This is a genomic window from Microcoleus sp. S13_B4, assembly GCF_036700885.1.
Lineage (GTDB): Bacteria > Cyanobacteriota > Cyanobacteriia > Cyanobacteriales > Microcoleaceae > Microcoleus.
In genome coordinates, this window is the sequence record NZ_JAUBPU010000003.1 from 257,373 (window position 1) to 260,522 (window position 3,150).

General features: G+C 43.1%; 4 protein-coding genes. 2 read left to right on the top strand and 2 right to left on the bottom strand.

Annotated features, from left to right (window positions below; translation table 11 throughout):
• A partial coding sequence (locus tag QT994_RS03875; protein ID WP_333171925.1) for a leucine-rich repeat domain-containing protein occupies positions 1-216 on the top strand: 216 nt, incomplete at its 5' end.
• Positions 217-525: 309 nt separating this feature from the next.
• Here QT994_RS03875 and QT994_RS03880 read toward each other — a convergent pair.
• Together QT994_RS03880 and QT994_RS03885 are read right to left on the bottom strand one after the other, a co-directional pair.
• Positions 526-1,488, bottom strand: coding sequence for a hypothetical protein (locus tag QT994_RS03880; RefSeq protein WP_333171927.1), 963 nt, complete (start codon positions 1,486-1,488; stop codon positions 526-528).
• Between the two features lie 207 nt (positions 1,489-1,695).
• The gene (locus tag QT994_RS03885; protein WP_333171929.1) at positions 1,696-1,878 is read right to left on the bottom strand and encodes a hypothetical protein; all 183 of its coding nucleotides are present in this window, start codon (positions 1,876-1,878) and stop codon (positions 1,696-1,698) included.
• A 385-nt stretch (positions 1,879-2,263) separates the two neighbouring features.
• Here QT994_RS03885 and QT994_RS03890 point away from each other — a divergent pair, with 385 nt between their 5' ends.
• Positions 2,264-3,025, top strand: coding sequence for an ISAs1 family transposase (locus QT994_RS03890; RefSeq protein WP_445243864.1), 762 nt, complete (start codon positions 2,264-2,266; stop codon positions 3,023-3,025).
• The last annotated feature ends 125 nt before the right edge of the window (positions 3,026-3,150 follow it).

A 3,150-nucleotide genomic window follows, 5' to 3' on the forward strand; every position in this document is an offset into this window, starting at 1 on the left:
CTCGGCGAAAATCAAATCAACGACATTAAACCGCTAGCATCCTTGACTAACCTGATTATTCTCGACCTCGAAAACAATCAAATCAACAACATCAAACCGTTGCAATCCTTAACTAAGCTGACTGAACTCCATCTCAGCGGAAATCCGATCGCACCCAAGACTTGTCCTCTTTCGCCAGAGTCTATCTGTAAGTGGGAACCAGAAACTAAACCATAAAAGTTGAAAATGACGCCCGATCGCACTTAAATGTTTCAGTCGCGGCTGTGCTGCCGATCAAGTACGATCGCCAATTCTATTCGCACATCAGCTTCTGTTAGGGGGAGATTGTCGGGAAGGTCGATCGTAATTTGCATGATTTATAGTACCTTTTAATTTCAATTGTCTCTGAAGTGCGATCGTTTAATTTGGCAATTCTGGTTTTATTTTGTTAACAGCACTTAGCCACAGACACTATCTGTAGGGCGAAGCACACCCCACCTTATCCCCACAAATAGTGTAAAAATTGCTCCCTCGCGTAAATCATATTTAAGCGACACGGCGCGGTGCATCAACCATCGGTGCAGTACCAAACAAATGTCTGAGATAACTGCGACTGAGCTCGCGGTTCCAGCGCCGCAAACGCACCATCACTCGCGTAAATGTAAAAGTCAATTCCAACACCAAAGAAAGCTGTTTGAGACTAAGTGAAGTATTAAACACATCGTTACCGTGCGTGCGTTCAATCTGATGGTGTTTCAGCAAAGCAATCAGGTTTTTGGTAGAGCCTTTTAGTTGATTGAAATAACTCTGGGAGAATGCCCAGCGGCTGAAACCCCAAAACTTAGCCAAATGATTGATTTCATCCTGTAAAGGCTGGGAAATTGCCTGTTGCAACGCTCCTGTTGAGTGTACCATCAACCATAAATAAACAGAAGTAGCTCCCCACTCGGTACTCAGACGACTAATCACGTGTTTGTAGGTATCTTGCCAAGCGTCACCTGTGGATTGACAGCCATTCACAGAATTGGGTTTAACTTGCAGTTTTTCGGCTGTAAGTTGCTGGTAAATTTTCCTAAATGTCGGGCAATGTTGGCGTTCTTCTTTTTCCCAGACACCAATCTCTAAAATGTTACCATTTGCATCAAAAATTCCTCCCATAAACCGCGCCATTTGCGGGTAAATATGCTGTAAGTAGCACCAACTTTCTCTACCGTAGCTGCGGATGGGGGCTTCAATTTCTGCCGCACTTGCCAATATTTGCAAAAAGATTTCTGGCTTGACACCAATAATTTGGTCGCGATTGATTCCTTGCCAATCTATGGGGTCCCAAGGGCGGGGATGCGGGGCGGAAAATTGCTGGGGCAGATTGGAAAGTCGATCGCTCAAAACTTCCAATGACATATAATGGTCGATGAGCGAGTTAATCCTGGCCCGACTTTGCAAGTAGCGAGGGCTTTGATACTGATTACCAGCCAAATCAATTGTATACACCTTACCAGTAGCTTTCATTGTTTCTACCTGTTCGTGACTTTTACAGCTATTGTGCAAAAGGCATTTGGGAAGTCGCAATGAGTAACGTGCAGGCTGCTCAATTACTAGCAATGGCGTTGATTGAGCCGAACTCAGGTGAAACCGCATGAAGTAGGGTGAACTAAATAACAGATGATATGGCTAAGATGTGCCAAAGAGTAGCCTTCCTCCCATAAATAGTCTCTACTATTGAAAATACAAAGAATTGCCACCGCCCGTCGGCAGGACAATCATCATCTCCCGTTTTCGTAAAACAGCTTCGACAATTTCCTGCTGGCCCGGGCTCAAAGAGTCATAGCCAAAAAAATGTTTGAGTGCTTGTTCCAGGGACAGCGGCACAGAAGATGTTGGCGGATTAGACCCGGACATTTGCAGTAGTTGGTTGTTGGATTCTACACTATCCCATGCTTTTGGAGAGCAAATACACTGACTGCGATCGCACAAAATTCGTTAAGCAGAGAAACCGATACTTTTAATCAGAGTTTAGACCGATAGTGATGGGTATCGATAGTGATGGGTTTGGGCCCTCACAGAAGTCACTCCCAAATGGAATGCCGTTATCAACAGCAGAATTTCCCACTTTACTTTAATCCATTACATACCGAGGGTAAGCTCATCTAATTTGGTATAATATGAACTTGACAAATCCAACGATATCAGGATAAGTGACCTGGTATAATATGAACTTGACATCAAAGCAAGATAAGTGTGATAACAAGAAGACGGACGTTGTAAAACTCAAAAATTAAGTTTTATGTCTGAAGGATTTGATACTAAATCTGCCGAGACAAAGACAAGTTTTCTTCCTCAGAGAAAGCCTACAGAAGTAGCATCCATTGGAGCTACTCAACAGAGCTTAGTGGACGATTTTGGAGACATCAAAGACCCAAGAGTAGAGCGGACTAAGAAACATCAACTCCCAGACATTGTGATAATTGCGATTCTCGCAGCCATAGCCGGAGCGCAAGGATGGGAAGACATAGAAAATTACCGGTTCAGCAAGCAACAGTGGTTACAAAAGTGTTTGGCATTACCCAATGGAATCCCCTTAGATGACACCTTCCGACGGGTATTTGAGTTCATCAACCCAGAGGAATTGAATCGTTGTTTCTTGCAATGGGTAAAAACTCTGGTTACAAAGATGAAAGGAGAGATAATTCCCATAGACGGAAAGGCGATTAGGGGTTCTTACGACTGTAATCGCAGTTCATCAGCACTACACGTGATTAGTGCCCTTGCCAGCCAACAAAATTTAGCTGTGGCACAGAGGAAGGTAGAAGATAAATCTAATGAGATTACTGCTCTTCCAACATTATTAGAATTACTAGATACTACAGGCTCTATTATAACCATTGATGTCATGGGGACACAGACCGAGATGGCCAAAAAAATTATCGACAAGAAAGCTGATTATGTTCTGGCACTCAAGGAAAATCACCGCACTCTCTACCATCAGGTGGAACAAGGGTTTAAACAAGCTTCTGCACAGAATTTTCATTCTGTTGATGTCAGTTAAGCTGTTGTGCCTTTAAATAGGGTATAATAAAAAATGAGTTTAGTCAACCTCTACAAAAATGCCAGCTAAAAACCATCTCAATCCCCAACAAATAGAGAAACTACAAAAAGCCTTGAGAGAGGAAG

What these genes read in the sequence shown, in the direction of transcription:
- QT994_RS03890 (WP_445243864.1), top strand. Translation starts at nt 2,264, where the DNA reads ATGTCTGAAGGATTTGATACTAAATCTGCCGAGACAAAGACAAGTTTT.
- QT994_RS03885 (WP_333171929.1), bottom strand. Translation starts at nt 1,878, where the DNA reads ATGTCCGGGTCTAATCCGCCAACATCTTCTGTGCCGCTGTCCCTGGAA.
- QT994_RS03880 (WP_333171927.1), bottom strand. Translation starts at nt 1,488, where the DNA reads ATGAAAGCTACTGGTAAGGTGTATACAATTGATTTGGCTGGTAATCAG.